The 24,803-nt window shown below is 64.9% G+C and carries 23 protein-coding genes and 2 pseudogenes; 16 read left to right on the top strand and 9 right to left on the bottom strand.

The features are described 5' to 3' along the window. Positions 1-1,203, bottom strand: a complete 1,203-nt coding sequence (locus tag BDO18943_RS00120) for an AAA family ATPase (protein ID WP_175020676.1) — start codon at positions 1,201-1,203, stop codon at positions 1-3. Between the two features lie 195 nt (positions 1,204-1,398). Here BDO18943_RS00120 and BDO18943_RS00115 point away from each other — a divergent pair, with 195 nt between their 5' ends. Both BDO18943_RS00115 and BDO18943_RS00110 read left to right on the top strand, forming a co-directional pair. Further along, positions 1,399-2,181, top strand: a complete 783-nt coding sequence (locus BDO18943_RS00115; protein ID WP_235995713.1) for a DJ-1/PfpI family protein — start codon at positions 1,399-1,401, stop codon at positions 2,179-2,181. A gap of 149 nt (positions 2,182-2,330) precedes the next feature. Then, complete coding sequence (locus tag BDO18943_RS00110) at positions 2,331-2,855, top strand: GNAT family N-acetyltransferase (protein ID WP_175020675.1); 525 nt, start codon at positions 2,331-2,333, stop codon at positions 2,853-2,855. Between the two features lie 208 nt (positions 2,856-3,063). On the opposite strand, the gene BDO18943_RS00105 is transcribed toward BDO18943_RS00110, so the two are convergent. Continuing rightward, positions 3,064-4,767, bottom strand: a complete 1,704-nt coding sequence (locus BDO18943_RS00105) for a M14 family metallopeptidase (RefSeq protein ID WP_175020674.1) — start codon at positions 4,765-4,767, stop codon at positions 3,064-3,066. 48 nt (positions 4,768-4,815) lie between these two features. Next, on the bottom strand, positions 4,816-5,760 hold the full coding sequence (locus BDO18943_RS00100; protein WP_175020673.1) for a hypothetical protein: 945 nt from the start codon (positions 5,758-5,760) through the stop codon (positions 4,816-4,818). Positions 5,761-5,924: 164 nt separating this feature from the next. Between BDO18943_RS00100 and BDO18943_RS00095 the strand changes: the two genes are divergently transcribed. The 4 genes and pseudogenes from BDO18943_RS00095 to BDO18943_RS43105 form a co-directional block, all read left to right on the top strand. Further along, positions 5,925-6,800 carry a LysR family transcriptional regulator gene (locus BDO18943_RS00095; RefSeq protein ID WP_175020672.1) on the top strand — a complete coding sequence of 292 codons (876 nt, stop codon included), beginning with the start codon at positions 5,925-5,927 and terminating at the stop codon, positions 6,798-6,800. A gap of 199 nt (positions 6,801-6,999) precedes the next feature. After that, a complete protein-coding gene (locus BDO18943_RS00090) occupies positions 7,000-8,745 on the top strand; it encodes a DKNYY domain-containing protein (RefSeq protein WP_175020671.1) in 1,746 nt (581 codons plus the stop codon). A gap of 60 nt (positions 8,746-8,805) precedes the next feature. Then, positions 8,806-9,024, top strand: a pseudogene (locus tag BDO18943_RS43110) (transposase); the annotation flags it as partial. A gap of 10 nt (positions 9,025-9,034) precedes the next feature. Further along, positions 9,035-9,238: pseudogene (locus BDO18943_RS43105) on the top strand (integrase core domain-containing protein); the annotation flags it as partial. 205 nt (positions 9,239-9,443) lie between these two features. On the opposite strand, the gene BDO18943_RS00080 reads toward BDO18943_RS43105, so the two are convergent. Beyond that, positions 9,444-10,010, bottom strand: coding sequence for a TetR/AcrR family transcriptional regulator (locus BDO18943_RS00080; RefSeq protein ID WP_175020938.1), 567 nt, complete (start codon positions 10,008-10,010; stop codon positions 9,444-9,446). 109 nt (positions 10,011-10,119) lie between these two features. Here BDO18943_RS00080 and BDO18943_RS00075 point away from each other — a divergent pair, with 109 nt between their 5' ends. From BDO18943_RS00075 to BDO18943_RS00065, 3 genes are read left to right on the top strand one after another with little or no spacing between them, the layout of a single operon-like run. Then, positions 10,120-11,097, top strand: coding sequence for an alpha/beta fold hydrolase (locus BDO18943_RS00075; protein WP_210771934.1), 978 nt, complete (start codon positions 10,120-10,122; stop codon positions 11,095-11,097). Positions 11,098-11,102: 5 nt separating this feature from the next. Then, the gene (locus BDO18943_RS00070; RefSeq protein ID WP_175020670.1) at positions 11,103-12,488 is read left to right on the top strand and encodes an MATE family efflux transporter; all 1,386 of its coding nucleotides are present in this window, start codon (positions 11,103-11,105) and stop codon (positions 12,486-12,488) included. 54 nt (positions 12,489-12,542) lie between these two features. Further along, positions 12,543-13,703 (top strand): thiolase family protein, encoded by a 1,161-nt coding sequence (locus tag BDO18943_RS00065; protein ID WP_175020669.1) that lies wholly within the window; start codon positions 12,543-12,545, stop codon positions 13,701-13,703. Here BDO18943_RS00065 and BDO18943_RS00060 read toward each other — a convergent pair whose 3' ends face one another. Genes BDO18943_RS00060 through BDO18943_RS00040 form a run of 5 tightly spaced genes read right to left on the bottom strand, consistent with a single transcriptional unit; the run spans position 13,704 to position 18,266 of the window. After that, positions 13,704-14,129 (bottom strand): hypothetical protein, encoded by a 426-nt coding sequence (locus tag BDO18943_RS00060; protein ID WP_175020659.1) that lies wholly within the window; start codon positions 14,127-14,129, stop codon positions 13,704-13,706. Between the two features lie 49 nt (positions 14,130-14,178). Beyond that, on the bottom strand, positions 14,179-14,562 hold the full coding sequence (locus BDO18943_RS00055) for a GtrA family protein (RefSeq protein WP_175020668.1): 384 nt from the start codon (positions 14,560-14,562) through the stop codon (positions 14,179-14,181). A 15-nt stretch (positions 14,563-14,577) separates the two neighbouring features. Then, complete coding sequence (locus BDO18943_RS00050; RefSeq protein WP_089452626.1) at positions 14,578-15,624, bottom strand: glycosyltransferase family 2 protein; 1,047 nt, start codon at positions 15,622-15,624, stop codon at positions 14,578-14,580. 24 nt (positions 15,625-15,648) lie between these two features. Beyond that, positions 15,649-17,028, bottom strand: coding sequence for a glycosyltransferase family 87 protein (locus BDO18943_RS00045; protein WP_175020667.1), 1,380 nt, complete (start codon positions 17,026-17,028; stop codon positions 15,649-15,651). Then, on the bottom strand, positions 17,028-18,266 hold the full coding sequence (locus tag BDO18943_RS00040) for a glycosyltransferase family 87 protein (RefSeq protein ID WP_175020666.1): 1,239 nt from the start codon (positions 18,264-18,266) through the stop codon (positions 17,028-17,030). The genes BDO18943_RS00045 and BDO18943_RS00040 overlap by 1 nt, the downstream gene beginning before the upstream one ends. 1,050 nt (positions 18,267-19,316) lie before the next feature. On the opposite strand from BDO18943_RS00040, the gene BDO18943_RS00035 reads away from it, so the two are divergent. The 7 genes from BDO18943_RS00035 to BDO18943_RS00005 form a co-directional block, all read left to right on the top strand. Further along, positions 19,317-19,508 carry a Flp family type IVb pilin gene (locus tag BDO18943_RS00035; protein ID WP_175020665.1) on the top strand — a complete coding sequence of 64 codons (192 nt, stop codon included), beginning with the start codon at positions 19,317-19,319 and terminating at the stop codon, positions 19,506-19,508. Positions 19,509-19,647: 139 nt separating this feature from the next. Continuing rightward, complete coding sequence (locus BDO18943_RS00030) at positions 19,648-19,830, top strand: Flp family type IVb pilin (protein WP_122949902.1); 183 nt, start codon at positions 19,648-19,650, stop codon at positions 19,828-19,830. Between the two features lie 91 nt (positions 19,831-19,921). Beyond that, positions 19,922-20,128, top strand: a complete 207-nt coding sequence (locus BDO18943_RS00025) for a Flp family type IVb pilin (protein ID WP_175020664.1) — start codon at positions 19,922-19,924, stop codon at positions 20,126-20,128. Positions 20,129-20,156: 28 nt separating this feature from the next. Next, the gene (locus tag BDO18943_RS00020) at positions 20,157-20,696 is read left to right on the top strand and encodes an A24 family peptidase (RefSeq protein WP_175020663.1); all 540 of its coding nucleotides are present in this window, start codon (positions 20,157-20,159) and stop codon (positions 20,694-20,696) included. A gap of 32 nt (positions 20,697-20,728) precedes the next feature. After that, positions 20,729-22,129 (top strand): P-loop NTPase family protein, encoded by a 1,401-nt coding sequence (locus BDO18943_RS00015; protein WP_175020662.1) that lies wholly within the window; start codon positions 20,729-20,731, stop codon positions 22,127-22,129. A gap of 35 nt (positions 22,130-22,164) precedes the next feature. Next, a complete protein-coding gene (cpaB, locus tag BDO18943_RS00010) occupies positions 22,165-23,004 on the top strand; it encodes a Flp pilus assembly protein CpaB (RefSeq protein ID WP_175020661.1) in 840 nt (279 codons plus the stop codon). Positions 23,005-23,108: 104 nt separating this feature from the next. Further along, positions 23,109-24,803 (top strand): type II and III secretion system protein family protein (locus tag BDO18943_RS00005; RefSeq protein ID WP_175020660.1); only part of this gene is annotated, 1,695 nt, incomplete at its 3' end.

The following is a 24,803-nucleotide window of genomic DNA, read 5'->3' as shown; positions in this document are numbered from 1 at the left end:
TCAGGCCTCGACGTCGATGTAGTGGCGAATGATGCTGCGGATCAGGTCGGCGTCGTCCGCGCCGACCTTCGCGTAGATCGTCGGGCCGGCGGCCGACTCGGGATCGCCGGTGCGCAGCATCAGCTCGGCCCAGTCGATCAGGCGCCGTGTCGAGAACGCGCTGGCCAGATCCTCGCGGACGAACGCGGCGCGGCAGTCGGCAGCGATCGCCGCAAGCGTGTCGGCCATCGCCGTGGTCATGGCCGCGCCGAACGTGCGCTGCAGCACGCGCGCCTCGTCGGGCGGCGGCAGATAGTCGAGGCGGTACACGCGCCAGCGGTCGAGAAACGCCTCGTTCATCACGTTGGCGCCCTGGTACAGATGGCGGAACTGTCCCATCGCACCCACCGCATTGGCGGTCGCGAACAGCCGGAACGATGGATGCGGGACGACGATCTCGTTGCCTTTCTCCTTCAGCAGCAGGCGTCCGGCCGGTTCGAGCACGGCGGTCAGCACCGCGAGGATCGCCGGTTCCGCGAAGTCGATCTCGTCGACGATGAGCCACAGCCCGTCGCGCATCGCGGTCGGCAGCACGCCGTCGACCCAGATCGTCTCACCGCCCTTGACGGTCCAGAACCCGACGAAATCGCCGACCGTCGTCTGCCCGTTCATGTTCGACCGCAGCACGCCGTGGCCGGCCAGCGCGGCGGCCTGCTCGATGAGGCTCGTCTTGCCCGTGCCGGTGTGGCCGATCAACAGGATGCGCCGGTTCTCGACGATGTCTTCCAGCACGTTCGTCGCACGCGCGGTGAACAGGTAGGCCGGGTTCGGCGGCGGCACGAGCGGCCCGCCGGGCCCGCGCGGCATCGGCACGCCGCCCACGTGCGCGACGTGCGTTGCGCTGCCGGCCGCCACGGGTCGCGACGACTGCGCGCGGCGCAGGTCCTGCATGAACTCGCCGCGATGAGCGGGCGCCGCACGGTCGCCGGCTTCGCGCCGGACGAAGCCTTCCTGGATCCACTTGTGCAGCTTCGCATCGAGGTTGTCCGCATCGACGACCGTATCGACCGATGTGCTGCCATCGGGCCGGTGATGCTGGATGCGGTACATGTGCGCGCGTTCGGAGCGGCTGACGATCCATTGCCCGGCGGACGGGTCCGCCAGTTGACGATAGACGCCGAGTACCGACGAGGCGGAGGGGAGGGAATCAGCGGGTGCGTTCATGGTGGCGAGCGAGAGTGGGCGGCTGGCGCTTCGTGCCTGCGATGTAGCGCGTCGATTGTATATTTTTGTCGTGAAAGGCGGCATTCGCGGTATTTTGTCGCAGCCGGGTGCGTCGCGCTTGCTACCCGATTGAACGGCCATGAATCTTCTTGTAAGCTTTCGGCGATCCAAAGACCCCCTTAAAATAAAATGCGAATGAGACCCGTATTTCATCATGCTGCTTCCAGACTATTTTCGGCCGCAGTTGCGTCCGGGGTTATTTTCGTCGGCGGGATGGTGGGTGTAAATAATCTGCAAGCCGCTGAAGCCGCCAATCGTTCGCAGGATTCCGCTGCCCAGATGGATGCGAACAAGACATCGAAGACCGCGACGATGCAAAAGAAAACAATCGGAATCGTTTTATTCGACGAATTCGAAACGCTCGATGTCTTCGGGCCGGTGGAGATGTGGGGCAATTTGCCCGATTATCGGATCGTCATGGTTTCTCAGCATGGCGGGCTGGTGAAGTCGGCACAGGGCGTCGAGACGAACGCGACGTATTCGTTTGACGACGCGCCTCAATTCGACATTCTGATGGTGCCCGGCGGCATGGGGGCGCGCAAAGAGGTACACAATCCCGCCTTGCTCGAATTCCTTCGAAAGCAGGACAAGGGAACGGAATGGACGACCGCCGTGTGCACCGGATCGGCGATTCTGGCGAAGGCCGGCATTCTCAAAGGTCGTCGAGCAACCTCCAATAAACTGGCTTATGAATTCGCCGTCAATCAGGACCGTAGCGTGCTTTGGCAAGGAAGCGCACGTTGGGTGATCGACGGGAAATATGTCACTTCGTCGGGTGTTTCGGCGGGAACCGATATGGCTATCGGCCTCGTGGAAAAGCTCTACAACCGCCAGACTGCCGATAAAATCGCACGCGAAACCGAATACGTATGGAACGACAATCCGACGATGGATCCGTTCTCGAAGAAAGCCGATTGAAGTTCTGAAGCACCGTGTCGAATGGACGGCCTGGCTCGTGGCAGCGCTCTATGCGGATGCCGAGAGCCGGGTCGATATCGTGGCGCTCGACGGGCGCCCGGGCTTTGCAACCGTGCGCCGGTCGACGACGCAGACGCAGGAGGGGGAACGTGACTGAGACAGGAACGGACGACCGCGTGATTCGTCGTGCCAGTGCGCTCGATGCTCCGGCCGTGCTGGGGATTTTCGATGACGTGATTGCGTGGTTCGTTTCCATCGGCAACGACGGGCAATGGGGCCGCGAGCCGTGGTCGACGCAACCCAAGCGGATTGCGCTCGTGACCGAAGCGTGTGCGCTGCCCGACGCGTGGGTGGCAGAGGATCGGGAAGGCCGCGTCCTGGGCGCATTGATCCTCGGCGAGTCGATGCCCTACGTGCCGCCCGCGACCGAGCCGGAAATCTATGTGCGCGTGCTGGTTGCGTCGCGCGATGCGCGGGCGCGCGGTGTCGGCCGGCGTCTGATGGCCTTCGCGGATGAGCGCGCCCGGGCTGCCGGGGTGGGGCGCTTGCGGGTGGACTGCTATGGCGGCGGGACTGGCGCGCTGGCGCGCTTCTACGAGTCCTGCGGATATGAGCGAATTTCAACCTTCGACGTGGACGGTTGGCCGGGGCAGTTGTTGGGGCGTGGCTTGTGACGGTGCCTGTCCGCAATTTTGCGTACGACGCGTAAGCTGACGGGCAACTCACCGCCCTTGAAAGGGCCGCCGTACCGGGCGGCGGTGTAGCGCTGCCGAGCACGGCACCCGGTTTTCGCCCATTTTCGTGCGGCTTTCTGCGGACCGGGGTACCGCTTCTGCCGTTCCGCCCCGGGTCTCCTGTGTGACGAAGATCCGAACGTGCCGGTCATCCAAGCAGACCGGCCCAGTACAACTCGGCGGCCAGTTCGACCGCACGCGTCTGCGTCGTGTGCGCCAGCCGGAACGCGTCGCCCTGAATCGTTTCGTCGGGAAACTCGGTGACGAGCGTGAACGGCACAGTCGACCGATGATCCTCGACCACATGACACGGAATCCCGTTGATGCGCGGAAACGGCAGATCGCCTGCGTGCGCGTGCCACGCGTGGATTTGCCGTTCGTTGAACGCCACGAGTTCATCCGATTGCGCCAACGCGCGGGTCAATGCGTCGAGGAACGGCCGCCCGTCGAAGCCTGCATGGTGACGCAGGATCAGGAAGAAGCCCTTCGGAATCGACCAGAGTTCGCTGCCGCGCGGGATGTAGCCGCTGCGCGGCCGCGTCCAGTCGTGCGCCGGGTAGCCGTGCAGGCTCAGGTGCAGCCGCGCGCCGGTGCGCTCGATCGCATCGAGCCGGGCGGCTTTTTCGCCGAACGGCGGTTGCGTGCGGGCTTCGAGGTCGTCGCCGAGCGCGGTAAAGCGCGCGGCATGGGACAGGTGCGTCGGGTGCGTGGCGCGCAGGTGGTGATGCAGCGCGGCGCCGTCCGGATTCTCGAGCGGCACGAGCGCGTAATGCGCATCCGGGCGCAGGTTCAGCGCATGGGCAGCCCGCAGCGCGCCGACGACGCCCGACGTCTCGTTGGCATGCTGGCCAGCGGTGATGACGAGCCCGGGCAATGCGCCGCGGACATGAATGCCGTTCACGCCGCGCCCCTGATGCGACGCGGCGGCGAACCGTTCTCCCGGCAGCGCGTCGAGCGCGCGATCGACGTCGGGCGGCGACAGCGGCTGGCCAACCGCGGCGAGCGCGTCCGGCGACGCAAGCGCTTCGCCCGGGGTGGCCGCGGCTTCGGCCGTCGCCGCGCGCACATGCGTTTCAAGCGTGATCCGAAGCGTCGTATCGCCCTGCGCGCGCGTGATGTCGGGCACGATCTGCCCGGATTGCAGCGTCCGGTCGGACGCGTCGCGACCCGCGAGCGCATGGAAGAATTCGGCTGCGCCGTAGTATGCGTCTTCGTGCCATGCGTCGAGCGTGCTGACGAGTTCCTCGCCATACGGCAGCGTCCGTTCGATGCCCGACGTGGCGATCGCGATCCGCAGGATGTCGAAGAACGGCGCATGGTCGGGCCACGGATGCGCGCGCAGCGCGTCCAGCGTCGCGGCGGCGGCCGCCTCGAATTCGGTGACGAGCGGGACGTCCTCGATCAATGTGCTGCCGTTCCACACGCGCAGCCAGCCGCACGGCGATGCGGTCGCGTCATTCGGCGCGAAGACGCGGTGTGTCGCTCCGTCGGCTTCGACGAGATAGTGCGCCGGGTCGTCGCCGGGCTCGAACGCGAATTCGAGCGGCGCGAGCCAGCCCGCGAGCGGATACGCTTCGAGCCGGAACCGCTGGTGTGCGCCCGCCGGCGTGCGGATCACGATCCGGCCAGCGCGCGGCGGTGCGAATTCCTCGATGAAGAAATGCACCAGCGGCTTGTACGCGCTGCGCAACACCGCGTCGATGCCGCGGGCGGCCAGCGTGCGCTCGGCATCGCGGCGCGCCGCTTCGTCTTCGAAGAGCCAGGCCTCGACACGAGTGGCGGTACCGGCCGTGAAACGGTCGGTCAACGTGCGCAGCGTGCGCGGATAGTCGGCGGAGAACAGGGTCGTCATGGCGAACGTAGGCGGGTAAGGGTCGGGAAATCGCGCGGCGCATGCCGGCTAGCGCGCACGCCGGCGCAGGCGTTGCGCTTCGAGACGCGGCAGCAGATGCTGGACGACACGCGGCAGCGTATAGATCGGCAACTGCGCGCACGTGAACACGAGCGCCATGGTGGGCGTCGCGGCGAGCCCCAGCGCGGCCCACATCAGGCCGACGTTGCGATTGGCGACGATCAGCGCGACATTGAGCCGCGTGCGCACGTCGCCGGGCGTGAGCCCGTACGCGACGATCTGGAACCCGGCATTGACGGCGAACGCGAGTGCGATCGCGCTCAACGCGCGGTGCGGCGCGTCGATGATCGATTGCTGCATGCCGGCCATCGTGCCGAGCGCGAATACCAGCAGCGCGGCGACGACGGTTGCATCGATCGGTGTCGCATAGCGGTCGAGCCGCGAACCCGCGAACCGCCGCACGAGCAGCGCGACACCCTCGGCGCTGCCGATCAGCAACGCGAGCCGCAACGCGAGATTCAGCGGCGAGATCGACACGGCCGCATCGTGGCTGAACCAGGCCGTCAGCAGCGGCGCGGTGATCGGAACGAACACCATCGACGCGAGGGTCGCGACGAGCGCGACGCTGGCGTCGAGCGACAGCATCCGCGCGATCGTCGACGTGCCGCTCGACGGCGGCGCGCAGTACGCGATCACCAGCGCGACGACCCAGTCGTACGGCATGCCGGCGAGCCGCGCGGCGATGCCGAGCGCGACCGGGCACGCGATCATCGTCGCGGCGGGCAGCAACAGCGACACGGCTGGCCGCCGCGCGACCGCACGCACCACGCCGGGCTCGATGCGCAGCAACGTGCCGAGCACGAACAGGAACACCGTGACGGGCATCAGCGGCCGCGCGAGGTCCGCGAGCGGCGGCACCAGCAGCCCGAGGCCGACGCCGCATGCGAGCACGGTCGGGCCGCGCCGCACCAGCGCGGCGATCAGCGCGCGCACGGGGGCGCCTCGGGACGGTGGTGAACGGCGGTGAAGCCGGGGCAGACGGCGGATGGCATGCGGTTTACTCGAAAGGGCGGGCGGGTACCGGATATCCGCAGGCTAATCCGGATGATGAGCGAAGTAAAATGATATAAGCTGATTCCGTAACAAGAGAAAGTGATATGAACATCCCGCTGCTCGAAACCTTCCGGGCCGTCGTTCAGGAGGGCAGCGCGCTGCGCGCGGCCGAACGGCTCGCCTGTACGCAGTCGAACGTCACCGCGCGGTTGCGCCAGCTCGAAGCGTCGCTCGACGCGCCGCTGTTCGACCGGTACGGCAAGCGGCTGGTGCTGAACGACGCCGGGCGCCGGCTGATCCCGTATTGCGACCGTATCCTGCGCCTCGTCGACGAAGCGACGCAGGTGGTGCGCGAGACGCCGGTCGCGCGCAGTTTCCGGCTCGGCGCGATGGAAAGCACGGCGGCCACGCGGCTGCCGGCGCTCGCCGCTGCGTTGAGGGCGCGCGATCCGGCGCTCGGCCTCGCGGTGCAGATCGGCAGCGAGCCGGATCTGGCTGATGCGTTGCTGCGCGGCCGGATCGACGCCGCGCTCACGGCGCGTGCGGTCGTCCGGCCCGGGTTGCGCTACGAGCCGGCGTTTGCCGAAGAGATGGTGCTGGTGAGCGCGGCCACGGTTACGCGCCGGCAGGTGCTGGCCGACAACACGGTGCGGCTGCTCGCGTTTCACGGCGGCTGCCCGTATCGCGCGGTGGCGGAGCACTGGCTGAAGGCGCGTGGCATCGCGATCGAGTCGGTGGCGTCGTTCGGCACGTTCGGTGCGATCCTCGGCTGCGCGGCCGCCGGCATGGGCGTCGCGATTCTGCCGAAGCGGATCACGACCGAGCACGTGGCGCGCAAGGAGCTGCGTGCACACGCGTTCGACGATCTCGACAGCGTGACGACCTATCTCGTCACGCCGGAAGAAGCGGCCGCGCTGCCCGAACTCGACGCATTGCGCGCGGTGCTCGGCCGGCAGGCTGGCGCGCTGCTCACGCGCTAGTGCAGCGCAGCGCGCCGCGCTATCGAGGTTTCGGATCGGGTGTTCAAGCCGATTCGAATGCCCGGCGAAACCGGGCTATTGCGCCGGGACGCGATGATCGGCGAAGCGGCAGCCGGTTGCCGGACCGTGGAGATGGGTGCGCATGAATAGCGAGTGCCACGTCCACGACAGCACGTAATTATTAAAGGAATGCAAACAAATGGCTGAACCACTTTTCGTACTGGCCGATGTCGAAATCAGTGAGGCGGCGTTGCGTCGATGGCTGAAATCCGTGCCACTTTCTGCCACGGCATTCGACGATTGGCCAGGTTCAGTGTATCGCGGCGATTCCGGTATTTCCAAAGCGGCAACGTCGGCGGACCTCAGCGTCGCTGACGGATTGGTTGCTTATTGTGTGGACAGCTTCGGGCTGGGTGATAGTCACCTTCATTGCCACTACGACAAACAAGCAAAAGTGCTTCGTTTTGCGGTGTACTTTCAGTATGGCGATGAAGCGGGCGTCATGGAGTCCGCGCTTTCTTTCTGCGCGTTGTTGCGAGGTATTGCGGAAACATACACGGCAAAAACGCCGTCATTCATCCGCTTGTTTGACACGGGCACCGATATTCTGTGCATCGAGATCAGTCAAAAGGCCTCGCGGATCGTGCCCGATCCTGTCAATGCGCAGTTATCCCCCGAATGGTTCGATGAGTGGATCGGTCAAGAGAACTTCGGCGACCCGGACAAACTCGTGGACGCGTTGTTCCCTCCATTGGCACGGGCCCTGAAGAAGCAGGTTGCACTGGGTGCGCTACGAGCCAGCCCGCAAGCGCCCTACGATTATGATCGGTTCTTCTGGACCGATGGCGAGCACGTTTACGGCGGCTCTTCTGATGACCCCGTGGTAAAAAACGCAGACCCGAAAACCTTTCGCCGGGTCACGCCAGCCAACGCCATGGACTCGGCCTTTTATGCAGATGCGTGCCAGATCTGGTATCACCAGCCGATGGTGGACGTCGTGCCGGTGCAATCGCTTGAATCGGGCGCATCCATGCAGGGTTGGCGGCCCTTCAGTTCGGATGGAGAGCCGCTATTGCGCTGTGGCGACACCGCGTGGACGGTCGCGAACATGGATTATCCCGACGGGGGGAATATTTTCGGTCACGCGGACTACCCCAATGGCGGGAATACCAAAGGCAACGTCAGGAGCGTCTTGCGCATCATTCAAGCGCAGGGGGGCGTTCCAGTATGGGAGAAGATATACAACTTCGAATATCTTCGCCCGACCCAGGTGGAGGGCGCATCGTTTGTCCATGTAAAAGACGGTTTGTTTGAAGATGACAAGTCGGTCTATGTTCAGACGGATCGAGGCCTGATCCGCATGGAGGGCGCCCTTCCGGGAATGACGACATATCTCGGCGGACTGTGCTGCAACAACGGACAGTTTTTCCGTAACGGATATGCAATCAAGCGCCAACTCGATGCCGCTATGCTGCGGTATCTTGGCTACGATTTATATGCAGACAATCGCCACGTTTACCAGCTTCGCGATGGTTCGGATGACCACGAGTTCAGCCCCGACCTGCATGTTTTGCGGGATGCGGAGCCGGCAGATTTCCGGATCATGTGCGCGCTGCCGAACGCGACGATCAGTGCGGATACGCGGCATGTCTGGCTAAACGGCGAGGTCATCCCGGGCTCGACTCCCGAAGCCGTCAAATTCATGGGTTCGTTCTTCTGGACGGACGGAAATCGCGTTTATAACTGCGAAAAGCTGATTCAGGATGCCGATCCGACGAAATTCGACGTGCTGGCTGACTCCGATTACGCGCGCCAGGGAAAGGTCGTCTATTTCCGCGCCGAACGGATTCCCGACGCCGATGCGGCCAGTTTCGTCGCGGACGGTGGGACCGCCGCTCACGACCGGCACCGGCGCTATGAATTCGAGAGGCCGGTTGAATGGTAATCCCCCCGAAAAACCAGCGGGATCGGAAGTAGAATTTTCTCGTTGAGGGAACTCTCCGGAATGAAGAAGTCGAGATTCACGGACAGCCAGATCATGGACGCGCTGAAGCGGGTGAAGTCGGGGCCGTCGGCGCCGGACCGGTGCCGGGAACTGGGCATCGGCACGGCGACGTTCTACGAGTGGCGCCCGAAATACGGCGGCATGGACGTCTCGCTGATCGCGCGGATGAAGGAGTTGGAAGCCGAACATGCCCGGCCGCGCAAGATGGACGCCGATCAGGCGTGACGACATCCAGCCGGGGAAGCCTCAGCAGAATGCGTATGTCGGGCGATTCAACCGGACCGTGCGGTACGAATGGCTGTCGCTGTACCACTGGGAAGACTTGGACCCCGTGCAGCGTTTCGCGACCGACTGGAGGTGGACTGACAATCAGGACCGCCCAAACATGGCCCTGGGCGGATTTACGCCAAAACAGCGACTGGCCATGGCCGCTTGGTTTCTAGTTCTGAACCCCGTGGAAAACGGGCGGATGACCGCTCGACGCAGCCTTCAAGTGTCGATGACGATAGAGCGCATTTTGCACATCGCCACTCAACGCGAGGAGCCCGAAGGCCGACCGTGCTCGAGGAGATGCTCTGTGCGACCGGAACGGGTGGCGCGTGGATCGACTCACGGGATACGGAAAAGACATTGCCGCGTCATTTGCACAGCGCATCCCGAGCGGCCTGGAGTATCTCTTGCGACAGCGCTTCGTCATCGACGACGCGCGACATCATCAGCGCACCGATCATCGCTGACACGGCCGCCAGTGACTTGCCACGCTTGCTCGCTTCCGTGCCCCCCAACTGTTCCGCAAAGAGACCCGCGAGACGCAGAAACCTGTCCGTCGCGACTTGCCGTGTGCGCGAGTCGGCTCTCGCCATATCTCCGCCCAGCGCCGCAAACGGACAGCCAATCGACATATTGTCTCGATGCGTGACCGACAGGTAACGCTCCGCAATCTCCTGGCGCGCCTCACGCGGCGGCTTCCCCTGCACGAACGACGCGAGCGTCTCGTGTAGCGTCGCGCTGGCGACATCGCACGCTTCCGCCACGAGATGGTCCTTCGACTCGAAGTGCCGATAGAACCCGCCCGGGGTCAGGCCGGCAGCCGACATGATGTCGGCAATCCCGGCGCCGACCACGCCCTTCTCGCGCAACTCCCTTGCGGCGGTTTCCACGATCCGCTTGCGGGTTTCGTTTGCTTCTTCCCTGGACTTTCTCATATCGATCACGCGCCTGAGCGCTCCGCTTAAAACTTTCCATTGACACTTAGAGTTTATTCGTACTCTAATTGGATGTCGATCATACTCTTATTTGTGCAAGGGGGCGGAAGTGGAACAGGACTGGAAGCATGGATACGTCCATACCAACGGCATTCGCATGCACTACGTGGAGCAGGGCTCGGGGCCGCTGATCCTGCTTTGTCACGGGTGGCCGGAATCGTGGTTTTCGTGGCGCCATCAAATCACGCCATTGGCGCGGGCCGGGTACCGGGTTGTCGCAATGGATCAGCGAGGCTACGGCGACACCGATGCACCGCAAACAATCGACGCATACAACGTCCTGAATCTCGTGGCGGATCTGGTCGGGCTGGTTCATGCGTTGGGGGAAGAACACGCCATTCTCGTCGGGCACGATTGGGGCTCCATGGTCGCAGCGCCCGCTGCACTGCTTCGCCCTGACATGTTCCGAAAACTGGCTTTGCTGAGCGTGCCATACCTGCCACGCCAGACACTGCGGCCGTCCGTCCGCCTTCAATTGCTTGCGCACGAGCAGCATTTCTATCAACAGTATTTTCAGGAGACCGAACGGATAGAGCGCGAGCTGGAAGCCGACGTTCGACGCGCTTTGCTGGGCATTCTGTATTCGGCCTCGGGGCAGGCTCGCTTGAGTGAAAAACATCGCCAGTCCAGCTTCGTCCGTTTCGACAAAGCCAGTCGTCTTGTCGACAGTCTCGTGTTCCCCGACGAGCAACCCGCCTGGCTAACGACGGAGGAACTCGACTACTTCGCGGCACAGTTCAAGATGTCGGGTTTCCGGGGCGGCATCAACTGGTATCGGAACTTCGATCGGAACTGGGCGCTGACGCCGTTCCTGGACGGCGCGCGCATCCTCCAGCCCGCGGTCTTCATCGCAGGTGAACTGGATGGCGTGCTGAAGATGGCGAAGGAGGAATACGAGACGCTCGAACGTAACGTGCCCAACCTGACGGGAAAACACCTGATTGCCGGAATCGGTCATTACGCACAACAAGAAGCGCCCGATGCGGTCAATCAGTTGTTGCTGTCGTTTCTGTCCAACCGGGAATAGGGACGATGCATATGGACCAGACTTCAAACAAGCCCGATGCCGGCGCGCTACGTCGCGCTCGCATTTTGGGCGGCCCTCTGTTTCAAACGCTGCTGTCGCTCGGGATAACCACCGTAGCCGTATTGATCGCCCAGACATTCGTCGGCGTGCTGGAGACGTGGTACGTGAGTTTTCTCGGTACCGATTCGTTGGTCGGCGTGTCGCTTGTCTTCCCGATCTCGATGTTGATGACGATGATGTCCAACGGCGGCATCGGAGGTGGCGTTGCGTCCGCCGTGGCTCGGGCAATTGGCGGCGGCAAACGGCTCGAAGCTGATGCGATCGTCCTGCATGCGGTTGTCCTGGCCGTGGCGCTCGGCGGCTTTTTCACGATATTGGCGTGGTGCTGCGGTCCCGAGCTGTATGCCGCACTCGGCGGCCGGGGATCGGGACTTGCCGCGGCGGTGACCTATTCAAACTACGTATTCGCCGGCGCCATACCAGTCTGGATCGTCAACTTGCTGTGTGCAGCCCTGCGAGGTAGCGGCAACGTCAAGATTCCCGCGATCACGACTTTCGCCGGTGCGCTGGTGCTGATCCCGCTTTCGCCGTTGCTGATTTTCGGCGTCGGCCCTGTACCCGGCCTGGGCATTGCCGGTGCGGGCATTGCCGTCTCCCTCTATTACAGCATTGCCGCCGTCGCGCTTCTGGTCTACATGGCCAGGGGGCACGCCGGATTGGTCCTGACGCGCGCGCCGCTGAATCGACGTTTCTTTGCGGACATTCTTCGGGTCGGGGCGCTCTCGTCGATAGGCGCACTGCAACTGAATCTGATGGTCGTATTGCTGACCGCAGTGGTCGGGCGTTTTGGCCAGGCTGCGCTGGCCGGCTACGGCATCGCTTCACGACTCGACTACGTCTTGATCCCGCTGCTGTTCGGTCTGGGTACCGCCGTGCTGACCGTCGTCGGGACGTGCATGGGAGCGGGCGACATCGCGCGGGCCAGACGAGCCACATGGCTCGGTATTGCAATGGGAGCCGGCTTCACGCAGATCGTCGGGCTGGTCGTCGCCATCCATCCCCCTGTCTGGCTGGGCCTGTTCACGCATGACACGGCCGCGACCCACTTCGGGGGCCTCTATTTGAGGACCATCGCGCCACTCTACGGTCTGGTCGGCGTGTCTTTCATCCTCTCGTTTGCGGCCCAGGGTATCGGCCGTCCTTTCTGGACAATCCTGGGTGGAACGGCTCGCTTGCTCATTGCGGCCGGCGGTGGATGGCTGGCCGTCAATCAACTGGGTGGCGGCATGGAGACGCTATCCGCCTTCATCGCAGCGGGGACGGTCGGCTCAGCGCTGGTGTGCGCGGCCACGATGGTGCCCAAACGTATCTGGACTCGGGTCGAGGCGTGACGGACCACGCAACGACCTGCCTTTATCGATCGGCCATATTTGGAGGATGGTGAAATGAATCGTACCGTCATCGCTGGTTATGTTCGCACGCCTTTCGCATTTGCACGGAAGGGGCCCTTTCACGCAACGCGCCCGGATGATCTCGCCGCCGTCGCACTTGCCGAATTGGTCCGACGCAGCGGAATCGATCCACGCCTGATCGAGGATGTTCTGATGGGGTGCGCCTATCCCGAGGGCGCGCAGGGCGACAACGTCGCACGTATCGCATCGCTGCTCGCCGGACTGCCCGTTCAAATCGGCGCCGCGACCGTGAATCGCTTTTGCGGCTCATCGATGTATGCCATCCACATGGCAGCCGGACAAATAGCCATCGGTGCCGGCGAAGCGTTCATCGCGGCCGGTGTAGAGAGCATGACGATGGTGCCGCAAGGCGGCTTGTCAGCGTCTCCGAATCCGCGTTTCGCGTCGAGAGAACGTCCCGATGCCGACGTGCCGACCCAGGCGTACACGCCAATGGGCATCACGGCCGAAAACGTGGCGGCACGCTGGACGATTTCGCGCGAGCAACAAGACGCGTTCGCCGCCGAGTCTCAGCGCAAGGCTGCACTCGCGCAAGCCGAAGGTCGTCTGGACGATGAGCTTGTGCCGGTTACCACGCCCGATGGCACCGTGATCGATCGCGATCTCTGTCTGCGTCCGCAGACTTCGCTCGAAGGACTCGCTGCGCTGAAACCTGCGTTCGGGGAAGGCGGAACCGTAACGGCGGGTACCGCTTCGCCTCTGACAGATGGTGCCGTTGCCGTACTTGTCACGTCGGAAGCATTCGCGCGACAGCATGGGCTCGACATGCTCGCCCGCATACGGTCGACCGCAATTGCGGGCCTTGAACCCGAAATCATGGGGATGGGGCCGGTACACGCGACGCGCAAGGCACTTGCGCGCGCCGGCTTGCGCATCGAGGACATGGATGTGATCGAAATCAACGAAGCCTTTGCCTCGCAAGCGATTGCATGTATGCGCGAGCTCGGTATCCATCCCGATCGAACCAACATCGACGGCGGAGCAATCGCGCTGGGCCATCCGCTCGGCGCAACCGGCGCGCGGATCACGGCCAAGGCAGCGACGCTGCTGCGTCGTGTCAATGGTCGTTACGCACTTGCCACGCAGTGTATCGGTGGCGGACAAGGGATCGCGACTGTTCTCGAAGCGGTTTAGTCAGTGCTCGGAGGTTCGACTCCGCTGAAGAACTCGTTGAAAAGGCGGAACCCGAACACCGACATCCACGGCCTCGTATCCGGGTTGTGTTTGCGACGCTCGATCGCAACTCGGCCCGGCCCGCGACATCGTGCGGCTCGCGCCGCAAGCGGCGGCAGGCCGGCCATTCCGACAACATGAACGCGTTCCGCCAGTGAGCGCCGGAGCAAAGGAACGTGGAGCCTCACGGGCCAACGGCATTAATGTGCCAGGGTGGCAAATGTCCTGCCCGCCCTCGAGATGCGCCTGCAGCCGGTTACAGATTTGGAACACGTCATCGACGCCGATCCCGACCACCGGCAACATCGCGACCGTCAGCCCGATCTGCAGCTCCTTCATCAGCCGGTAGCTCCGGATCGTGCCGCCCTGCGCGTTCGGCGTGAACATGACGGACTGCCGGATTGTTTCCGGGAATGCAGGAGCGGGGCGGGATCGCTTACCGGTAGGTCCAGAGCCGGTGCAGCACGAAGGTGGTCGGCGGAATCACCAGCGCGATCGCGACGATGCTCATCCCGCGGGATACGTCGAGTGCTTCGGCCGCCCGTGCGAGCAGCGTCGTTTCGGCGAAGCCGACCAGCGTGACCGCGAGAAAGCGCACCATGTTGCGCGTGCGCACCGTCGACGCAAAGCTCCACAGCGTATTCGCGAGATACGAGAACGCCGTCGCGCAGAGGAATGCGATTGCGTTCGCCGTCACCAGCGTCGCGTCGAACCACGCGAACATTGCCGCCGCGACCAGCACGTGGATCGCGGTCGAGCAGAACCCGGACACGCCGAAGCGCACGAGCCGCGTGCGCTCGGCATAAAGCAGGGCGATCATGGCCGTCGGTGCGCGTCAGCGTACGCTGCCGAGCCGCGCACGGGTCGGTTGCACGCGCCGGCGTGCGATCTGGCGGCGCGCATCGCGCGCGACCGGGAGCTCGATCACCTTGCTGTGCGTCTGGTAGCGGCGGCGGATCAGGTAGACGGGCCGTTGCTTCGACTCGTCGTAGATCCGCCCGACGTATTCGCCGACGATCCCGATCCCGATGAGCTCGATGCCGCCGATGAACAGCGTGACCGAGATCAGCGACGCGTAGCCGAGCACCGGATTGCCGAACAACAGCGTGCGGAAGATGATGAACGAGCCGTACAGGAAGGCGAGTGCGGCGATGCCGACGCCGATGTAGGTCCAGCTGCGCAGCGGCACGGTGCTGAAGCTGGTGATGCCTTCCAGCGCGAAATTCCACAGCTTCCAGCCGGAGAATTTCGAGTGTCCTGCACTGCGCGCGTCGCGCTGGTATTCGACGATCACGGTCCGGTAGCCGACCCACGCGAACAGCCCCTTCATGAAGCGATGCCGCTCGGGCAGGTTGCGCAGCGCGTTCACGACCTTGCGATCCATCAGCCGGAAATCGCCGACGTTCTCCGGCAGTTTCACGTCCGACAGCATGTTGTGCACGCGATAGTAGATTGCGGCCGCCGTGCGCTTCGCGAACGAATCGCACGCGCGGTTGCTGCGCTTCGCGGCGACGACTTCCGCGCCGTCGCGCCAGTGTTCGATCATCACGGGAATCAGGCTCGGCGGATCCTGCAGGTCGGCGTCGAGCGGGATCACCGCGTCGCCGACGGCTTCGTCGAGGCCGGCCGTCAGCGCGGCTTCCTTGCCGAAGTTGCGGGTGAGGTCGATCACGCGCACGCGCCGCTCGCCGGTGCTGATCCGGATCAGCCGCTCGAGCGTGTCGTCGCGGCTGCCGTCGTTCACGCAGACGATCTCGAAACGGATCGCGTCGATCGACGTCATCAGCGGAATCACGATGTCGAAGAAGCGTTCGACGGCTTCGCCTTCGTTATAGAACGGCACGACCAGCGATACGAGCGGTGTAAAGAGTGGTTCCCGCATGATGATTCCCCTTGTGATGTCGCTTCACCGATGGGCGCCGATAGTCGGTCTGCCGGTGCGGCGCAATCCGTACGCCGGGCGGTGGTGCGTTCTGGCCTGATGCGTGAACGCGGTTTCGGTCGAGTTGTCGCTTGCGTCCGGCATCGACGGCACGTCGTGTCGTTCCCGGGCGATCCGGCCGACGAGCAGCCCGAGCGACGCCAGCGTGACGAGCGGCATGAACTGGAATGACAGATGCGGCACGACGGCGAGGCCCGCGAGCGGCATCAGCCACAGCAGCACCAGCCATTCGCGATCGAAGCGCCGCCAGCCGTGCGTCCACGCATAGCGCACGTACCACGCGATCACGATGCCGTACCAGGTCAGGTCGTAGTCGTACAGATAGGGGCTGACGAGCAGGCAGGCGCAGGCGAGGGTCGCGGCGCGCAGCGCATACGAGCACGCGCCGCTCCAGGCATAGACGACGGCGATAGCCGCGATCGATGCCGACAGCAGCTGAAGCCCGCTGGCGACGTAGGCGGGCCAGCCCGCCATCGCGGCCAGCGCGAACACGGTGGGCATCCGCGCGAGCTTCGCGTGGCCGGCGCCGACGACCCGGTAGACCTCGTGCATCGCGTGGGCGAACGCAAGCCACGAGTCGGTGCCGAATGCGAGCGTGGCGAGCGCGACACAGGCGGCAATCGTCGCCGCCCACGCGGCCAGCGCACGCCACTGGCCGGCGCACAGCAGCGCGAGCGGGATCAGGATGGCCACCTGCGGCTTCATCATCAGCATGCCGAAGCAGATCCCGGCCCAGACGGGGCGGCGATTCAGAAGCAGCAGGCCGAGGCCGCCGAGCGTGGCGGTAAACAGGCTGGTTTGCCCGACGATGACGGTCATGAAGACGGCGGGGAAGGCCAGCGCGCACAGCCACGCGGTGCCGCGCTGCACGGTCGCATGAATGACGGCGGCGAACAGCACGCACGTGATCCCGAGCCAGAGCACGACCGCCGCCATATACGGCAGCCAGCCCAGCGGCAAGACCAGCAACAGCATGCTGGGCGGATAGAGCCACAGGAGCATGCCGTTCTCGAGATTCATGCCCGGAACGGCGATCTGCTGGATCGCGAACAACGCGTCGAAATGCCAGACGTCGGCGGCGCGCCCGTGCGCGGCGAGCCATGCGGCGCTCCAGATTGCGGAGAAATCCTGCGACAGCGGGGCCAGCGCGGCGGCATGATGCAAGGCCACCCGGGCAATGTAGATGCCGATGAACAGCAGCTCGGTCAGCAACACGCCGGTGGCGTAGGCGCGCACGCGATCGCGATTGAGCCAGTGCGGATAGCGGCGAGGGCCTGCGATCGGGAGCTCCGGATGCACATCCATCGCGGGATGAGCATGGCGAATGGAAAGGGGCGTCTTCATCACGCGTTCCACGGCGAGCGCTGCGCGGTGCGGCGAACGACGACGAACAGCACGGCAAGCAGCACGATCGGACCGATCTGCGGCAGCTTCATCAACCGGTTCAGCATCTCGAAGATCGGCAGCAGCCAGGCGAGCACGAGCACGCCCTGGTCGCCGGGCAGCCAGCCTTCATCGAAGCCGTGGGCGATCAGGCAGAAGATCGCGATACCGAGCCAGGTCAGTTCGTAGTGCCACAGATAGGGCGTAATCAGCAAGGTGGCGACGGACAGGACCGCGCCACGCAAGCGCATGTCGGGCGTGCGGCGCCACACGTCGACGGTCGCTGCGATCGCGAGCAGCGCAACCACCGCCTGCGCGGTCAGCGCGACCGCCACCGATGCGCCCGCGAGCCGCAGCGCGGCGAACGGCGTCGGCGACGCGAGCCAGTACGACGGCAGCATGAAATGCTGGTCGCGCACCGTCGACACGGCTGCGCCCAGCCCATGCAGCGCGCCGGCACCGGTCAGCGCGATCCCGGCCGCGGCTAACAGCGCCGCGCTGATTGCCGCTGCCCCGAACGCGCGCCACGCACGCGCGGCGATCAGCGCGAACGGGAACACCACGGCCAGCTGCGGCTTGATCGCGAGCAGCCCGATCAACACGCCGGCCACGATCGGGCGCTTGCCGAGCAGATGCAGCGCGAGTGCGGCGATGCCGGCGGTCAGGATGCTGTTCTGGCCGAACAGTGCGGACAGGCACACGGCCGAATACGCGATCATGACGAGCGCCGTGGCGCGCGGCACGGGAAGATGCGCGCGCAATCCCGACAACCGCGAGACGGCGAACGCGTAGCATAAAAGACTGCCCGCGGAAAAAAGGAGGTAAGCGGGCAGGAAAGGCACAAGGGCAACCGGCGCGATGAACAGCAACATCGTCGGCGGATAGAGCCAGGGGAGCGGCCGATGCTGCAGATACGCACCGAAGTGCGCGGTCTCGGCCTGCAGGAATGACGTAGGGTCGTAGGCCGATGCGGCATGGCCTTGCAACACGAGATGCGATGCGGTCCAGAAGACCGAGAAATCGACACCAGGACGGGTAACGTCGCTCGATGTAAAGCCATCGGTCACGACGCCCCATACGGCCAGCAATGCGACGAAGAGCATCAGCACGATGCAGCTGTACGGAATGATCCGGTCGGCTGTCAGCCATTGAGCACAGCGTACGGCGCGAACGCGCGTCCCACGATTGGCTGTGTACATGATTCCCCGTCTGTGTGTAGAGGCTGCGTGGTCTGTCGCAGCCGTTTCATGTTGTCGTGCCTGCGGATCGAATCGCCCTGAAATGGCGTTGTCCGGTGAATTCATTGTTGAAGAAAAAATCGCGCGATGCAAACCACGCACTGAAAGCCGGTATTTAGATTGTCCGGCGAGACGCGCGAAAAGCGTGTTTTCAGGTATGAGTAATCGACGTGTTCGGTATTTTTGTTTCTGCGTTGAAACATTCCGTCATTTTGACCGGGGCCGCGTCCCGCCGATCGCGTGAGATGCGGGCCGCTGCGGGCGTTCGGGAAAATCCCGAGTAAAAATTTTTGATCCTTGACGCAGCGCGGCTCCGGGCGTTCCGGCTTACAACGCTTGCGGACAAACCCATATCAATTCTGAAACATTTCTCGCATCGGGCCGTGGGCCGACGAACGCGGGCATCGCCGGAACCCTTGATGCGCCTGGATTTCGCCCTGGGTGGCCTGCTCTTTGCGTAAGCGTTGGCACGGCAGTCGACGAGGTGACAACCGGGCGGTTCCGGCAAAAGACAGACGGAACCAGCTTCGGAATCACCTGCGGAAAGGAAGGCCGGAGCGCGTCGGGGAATACGCAGCTCCAGGTCGATTCACCACGCAGCGTTCGTCGAATGACCAATGAGACCCGGTCTCTTCAGGGCGATAAGAAATCGGCATGGCAGCATATGGGGAATAAAAATGAAAGACCACAGCACAGTGCGGCTCGCAAACCGCGTTAAAGACACATTGCAGCTTTGCCGGGAGTTTGTCTCCCGTTCAACTGGATTCCATGCGTCGAACGGCAGTCGTGCCGTTCAGGTCGATCGGATCGCGCGGTTCATCCGGCCGGTCGCACCATACACGCCTCTCTCGCTCTCTGCCTCATTGATACCCGTTCGCACGGACAGGGGTGTGCATCCCCGTTCCCGCAGCTGAGCGGCGCGTTCCGATTTTTCGAGTAGTGCCGGTGGTGCCCGTCCCGACGTCATGAGAGACGAAGGGTATTACATAGCAGTCCGAATGGAGAGTGCTTATGAAAAGAGTCATCGAAAAGATCGCTTGGTTCGTTCAAGGTCAGGACGGCGTGACGGCCATTGAATACGGCCTGATCGCTGCGCTGATCGCGCTCGGCATCGTCGCCGCGTTGACGACGATCGGTACGGATCTGTCGACCGTGTTCAGCACGATCGCCTCGACTCTGGACTCGGCAGTAACAGCACTTTGATGGACGGTACGACGAACGGCGCATCCGAATCGCTCGTCGGCACCATACGGCATCAACACCTGCCTCGACGTATCGATGCATGGTCATCCGACCAGCCGGCACGCGAGGGCTTTGAAAGTAACCGCGCAAGGAGATCAACATGTCCAAGTTCATTCAACAAGCCGCCCGTTTCGTTCGCGATGAAGACGGCGTGACCGCCATCGAATACGGCCTCATCGCTGCACTGATCGCAGTCGGCATCATCGTCGCAGTCACCGCGGTCGGCACGGAACTCAAGACCGTGTTCACCACGATCGCTGCCGATCTGACCTCGGCCGTTTGAGGCCGTCGACAAGCAGGGCGTGCGGACGGCTCGGCCGGTGCAGCGTTCGAGCCGCTCCCACCCGTCTGATCACCCGGAACCGGAGACCATCATGCAAACCAGGGTGCGTATCGCAAGCTCCAGGTTCGGCGACGAACGGGGCGTGACGTCGATCGAGTCTGCGTTCCTCGCCGCGACGTTCGCTGTCGCGGTGCTGGGCAGCGTCGTCACGCTGCGGGGCTCGCTTGCCGATACGTACGTGGTGATCGCAACGGCCGTCATGGCCGCCGCAGCCACCGCGCTGGCGATGGTTTCCTGATCCTTCGATCCGCTCCGTGAGGTTCGCCATGTTACCCGTTGCGCCGCCTTACCCGATTCCGTTGTGCGTGACGCTGCTCGCGGTCGCCGCGGCCGGCACGGACATCGCGGCCCGCCGCATCCCGAACCGCCTCGTCGCGCTCGGCCTCGCCGGCGCGCTGGTCGCCCAGTGCCTGCTGCACGGCGTCGTGGCGGGCGCACTCGGCTGGCTTGCCGGCGCCGCGACCGGTTTCGCGCTGCTGCTGCCGTTTTACCTGTTGCGCGGAATGGCGGCCGGCGACGTGAAGCTGATGCTCGCGATCGGCGCATGGGTCGGCGCGCAAATGACGTTTTACATCGTGCTGGCCACCTTCGTGGCCGGCGGGATCGGTGCACTCGCGGTCGTGCTGTTGCGCGGGCGGATGCGCCAGATGTGGAAGAACGTCCGCGCATTGATTGCGCGGCACGCGCAAGGCAAGGGTGCGGCGGCCGCCGACGGCGCCGCGGAAATTGCGTCGGTCGGCTCGCTGCCGTATGGCGTGGCGATCGCGGCCGGCACGCTGGCCATGTTGTTCGCGTCGTACGCGTAGCGCGACGCATCCGCAACGAGGACGGAACGACCATGAACACGAACCATACCGAACCGAGACGCGACGCGCAGGTGGCCCATCTGCCCGATCCGTTGCCGTCGCGGGAGGCGCATACGAAGCTGGGTGCGCAGTTGCCCGCGGCGCCGCGCTCGCTCGACGACACGGGACTGAGCAAGACGTTCGTCGCCGGGCTCGTGCTGAAGTCGACGCTGATGCTCGGCCGCCCGTCGTACGGCGACCTGGTCGAGCGGCACTGCCTGCCGCTCGCGGTGCTCGACGACGTCTTTGCATTCCTGGTGCGTGAGCACCTTGTCGAACTCACCCATCGCGGTGCGACCGATCTCGACGTGACGTTCCGCCTGACCGACGCGGGCCGTGTGCTGGCGCTCGAGGAACGGGCGCGCAGCGGCTACAGCGGGCCCGCGCCGGTGACGCTCGGCGCGTATCTCGAATGCGTGGCCGCGCATTCGGTGCGCAAGCTGCACATCGGCCAGAACGACGTGTGGGCCGCCTTCGAAGGCATCGTGATCGACACGGCGGTGCTCGACGCGGCGGCCGCGGCGCTGAACGCGGGCCGTCCGCTGCTGATCTACGGCCCGGCCGGCAGCGGCAAGACCTTTCTCGCCGAGCGGCTCGGCTCGCTGATGCACGGGTACGTGCCGGTGCCGCACGCGATCTGCGCGGCCGGCGAAGTGATCCAGATCTACGATCCGCTCGTGCATGTCGACGCGGCATCGCAACCCGGCGGCCAGTCGGTCGATCGCCGCTGGCGCCTGTGCGAGCGGCCGGTCGTGATGTCCGGCGGCGAACTGACGCTCGACGAGCTCGACCTGCGCCGCGACGAGGCCGCCGGCTTCTACCAGGCGCCGCCGCACATGAAGGCGAACATGGGCATGTACGTCGTCGACGATCTCGGCCGCCAGCGCGTCGAGCCGCGCGACCTGCTCAATCGCTGGCTGCGCCCGCTCGATCGCGGCGTCGATTTCATGACGCTCGAATCCGGCAACCGTTTCGTCATGCCGTTCGACGTCTGGCCGGTGTTCTCGAGCAACCTGTCGCCGGAGCAGCTGGGCGACGACGCGTTCCTGCGCCGCCTCGGCTCGAAGCTGCACGTCGGCGCGCTGTCGATCGACGACTATCGCGCGTTGTTCGACGCGGCCTGCGCGTCGCTGGGCCTCGTCGCGGCACACGACGCATTCGACTACCTGCTGCATCGGCTGCACCTGCCGACCGGCAAGGCGTTTCTCGCCTGTTTCCCGGCAGACCTGTTGCGTCTCGTGGCTGCCGGCGCGCGTTACCGCGGCGATCCGCCCGAAGTGACGCACGACGCGCTGTACGACGCCTGGGCGAGTTATTTCGGTTCAGCGCCTGAACGGGACGGCGGTCATCCGCCGCCCGTCGAGCGCGGCGGGCGCACCAGCGTCACCGGTTGAGCGGTTTCTTTCACGATTCGTCGAGGAGCATTGCCATGAAAAACAGTCGAGCGGTCATGATGCTGGTCGTCGCGATGGTCGCGGGTCTTGCCGCGGTCTTGTTCGCGTCCCACTGGCTGATGCAGACATCCACGAGCTCGGTCACGCCGGTTGCAGTGGCGGCCACCGACCTGAACCTGGGCGAACCGCTCGGGCCGAACCAGATCCACATGGTGAACTGGCCGTCGGGCAGCGTGCCGACCGGCGCGTTCACCGATACCAAGTCGCTCGAAGGGCGCGTGGTCCGCACCAGCCTGTCGCGGGACGAGCCGGTGATCGAGTCGAAGCTCGCGCCGGTCGGCACGAAGGGCGGGCTGTCCGCGGTGATCTCGGACGGCAGCCGCGCGATCACGGTGCGCGTGAACGACGTGGTCGGCGTCGCGGGCTTCGCACTGCCGGGCAACTACGTCGACGTGATCGTCAACACGCAGGAACAGCAGGGCAAGACCGACGGGCAGAGCATCTCCAAGATCGTGCTCGAACACATCCTCGTGCTCGCCGTCGCGCAGCAGGTCAGCCGCGATGACACGGCACCGAAGGTCGTCAACGCGGTCACGCTGGAAGTCACACCCGACCAGGCCGAACGGCTCGACCTCGCACGCAGCGTCGGCACGCTGTCGCTCGTGCTGCGCAACCAGGTCGACCAGAAGACGCTGAACACCGACGGCGCGACCAAGCTGACGCTGCTCGGCAAGGAGCCCGCACCCGAAGCGCCGCCGGCACCGGTCCATGTACGGACGGTACGCGTGCGCGTCGCATCGCACGCGGCGCCGGAAGTGCGGCGCGACTGCGTCGGCGTGCTGACGGGCGTGCGGGGCAGCGTCGAATGTTTCTGAAGCAGACCTATTCATCCAGATAAACAGATCGGCCGTCAGTGAGACACGGCGGCCTTGGAAGTCGATAACCGGCGCAGCGCCGGTCTCTCGGGGGATCAGACGAAATGAAGATCAAACCGCAATGCACAGGTACCGGCCCGCTGCGTACACGCGTCGCACGGGGCACGATGATGGCCGCGATCCTCTGTTCCGGATGGCTGACCGTCTATGGCGCACTGGCCCAGGAAGGTGTCGAGTCGGCCGTGCTGACGAAAGGGGGCGCCAGCGCGCCGACCGCGGTCGGCAAGGGGCCGATGCAGATGACGATCAGCATGGCGCCGGTGGCGGCCGCCGCGCCCGCCGCGTCGGCGGGACCGCTGCGCGGGCCGAACTGCGTCGGCGCGGTGCGTGAATCGACCAGCGTCAGCGTGCCGCTCGGCAAGTCGCTGCTGGTGCCGATGCCGGAGCCGGTCCGCAATCGGACGATCGGCAATCCGGCCGTCGCGCAGGCCACGATGGTGTCGCCGCAGACGCTGTACATCCTCGGGCTGTCGGTCGGCACGACCAACATGATCGTGCAGGGCCGGAGCGGCGCATGCCGGGTGATCGACGTGGCGGTGGGCGCGGATGCCGGCGGCCTGCAGGCGTCGCTGCAGCAACTGATGCCGAACGAACGCGACATCCGCGTGACGACCGCGGCCGGCACGATCGTGCTGTCGGGCACCGTGTCGAGCTCGCAGGCCGCGCAACAGGCCGTGCAGATCGCGCACGCCTACGGCGACAGCTCCGGCGATCCGGCCGCGGGCGGCAAGCCAGGCGGTGGCGGCGTGCTGAACATGCTGGCCGTCACGTCGCCGCAGCAGGTGATGCTCGAGGTGAAGGTGGCCGAGGTGTCGAAGACGCTGTTGAACCAGATGGGCAGCGCGTTCAACATCCAGGGCGGGTTCGGTTCGTGGAGTGGCGCGCTGGTCAGCAACCTGCTGGCGGGCGTCGCGAGCGGGGCCGTCTTCAACAAGGCGAACAACAAGCCGTTCAGCATCGCGGCCGATGTGCAGAACACCGACAACCTCGTCAAGATTCTCGCGGAACCGAATCTCGTGACGATCAGCGGCCAGGAAGCGACGTTCCTCGCCGGCGGCAAGATCTTCATCCCGATCCCGCAGAGCAGCGGCAACGGCACGTCGTCGATCACGCTGCAGGAAGAGGAATTCGGCGTCGCGCTGAAGTTCACGCCGACCGTGCTGGCGAATGGCCGGATCAGCCTGAAGGTGGCGCCGGAAGTGTCGGAACTGTCGCAGACGGGCGTCACGCTGAGCGCGACCAACATCGGCGGCACGTCGATCCTGCCGCTGATCACGACACGGCGCGCATCGACGACGGTCCAGATGAGCGACGGCGAATCGTTCGCGATCGGCGGGCTGATCAAGGACAACGTGACGGGCGCGCTGAAGTCGATCCCGGGTGTCGGCGAAGTGCCGGTGCTCGGCGCGCTGTTCCGCAGCACGTCGTTCCAGCAGGACCGCACCGAGCTGATCTTCCTGATCACGCCTCACCTCGTGAAGCCGCTGCAGACCGCCGACGTGCCGCTGCCGACCGACAGCTTCTCAAAGCCGAACGAAGCCGACGTGTATGCGACCGGCAACATGGAAGGCCGCGGCGGGGTTCGCAAGCCGGGCGCACAACCGGCGAACGGCGCAGCAGCTGCCCCGCAGGCACCGGCTCAGGCACCCGCTCAAGCACCCGCACCGGCGCCGCAATCGGACGTGCCGGCCGGCCCGGCCGCCGCGCTGCCCGCACCGCGCGCGCCGCACGGTGCGTAC

It is taken from the genome of Burkholderia aenigmatica (assembly GCF_902499175.1).
Classification (GTDB): Bacteria; Pseudomonadota; Gammaproteobacteria; order Burkholderiales; family Burkholderiaceae; genus Burkholderia; species Burkholderia aenigmatica.
Note: the sequence above shows the minus strand (reverse complement) of the source record. Positions and strands in the feature narration are given on the sequence as shown.